Origin of the sequence: Pseudoalteromonas fuliginea, assembly GCF_000690055.1 — a bacterium.
Classification (GTDB): domain Bacteria; phylum Pseudomonadota; class Gammaproteobacteria; order Enterobacterales; family Alteromonadaceae; genus Pseudoalteromonas; species Pseudoalteromonas fuliginea.
Genome location: NZ_JJNZ01000079.1, coordinates 1 through 686, shown reverse-complemented (window position 1 = coordinate 686; position 686 = coordinate 1). Strand labels below are relative to the sequence as shown.

Here is a 686-nt window from a genome sequence, read left to right as displayed (position 1 = left end):
AGCAAATACTAATTTTGGTACAAAAAAGCGGCTAAATGCCTAATGCCGATCAGTTAAGAAAATGGCCGGTTGACCGATCCAAACGATCATGCAAAATCCGTAATAGGAAACTAACTACGGATTTTTTTGTGAATATAGAACAAGCACTGCAAGCAACACTTGAAGAAAGCAGCCGATACCATACCTTTGAAAAATTATCAGAAATTCTTGACCCTGAAATCATTGAACAAGGCTTTCAACAAGCAGGGATTGCAACCGTTCGTAAGCGAAGATTACCGCTTTAGGCCGTTTTGTGGTCAGTTATTGGCATGGCATTGTTTCGAAAAGAATCGGTTTGGAATATCGCTAATAAGCTAGATATCATGTTACCTGGCAAGAACCAACTCGTTGCTCCAAGTGCGATGGTACAGGCGAGACAAAGGTTAGGTGATGATTCCGTTAAACACGTTTCCAATAAATCTGCTCAATCAATGTATAAGCAACAGTCATTCGAAACATGGAATGGTTTGAACCTATTAGCTGTTGACGGTGTTGTTTGGCGAACAGCCGACACGCCTGATAATCGTAAAGCCTTCTCTTCTGGTAGCAACCAATACGGTGATACAGCCTTTCCTCAAATACGCATGGTCTGTCATATGAAATTGACCAGCCATCAACTGCTCAGTAGCGAGTTTGATAACTATAAA

1 protein-coding gene and 2 pseudogenes are annotated in these 686 nt (G+C 41.1%); all 3 read left to right on the top strand.

The window, feature by feature from the left end:
- Positions 1-128: 128 nt before the first annotated feature.
- The gene (locus DC53_RS22700; RefSeq protein ID WP_206075180.1) at positions 129-284 is read left to right on the top strand and encodes a transposase domain-containing protein; all 156 of its coding nucleotides are present in this window, start codon (positions 129-131) and stop codon (positions 282-284) included.
- Positions 285-290: 6 nt separating this feature from the next.
- Positions 291-434, top strand: a pseudogene (locus DC53_RS22725) (transposase domain-containing protein); the annotation flags it as partial.
- 36 nt (positions 435-470) lie between these two features.
- Positions 471-686 (top strand): annotated as a pseudogene (locus tag DC53_RS22620) (IS4 family transposase); the annotation flags it as partial.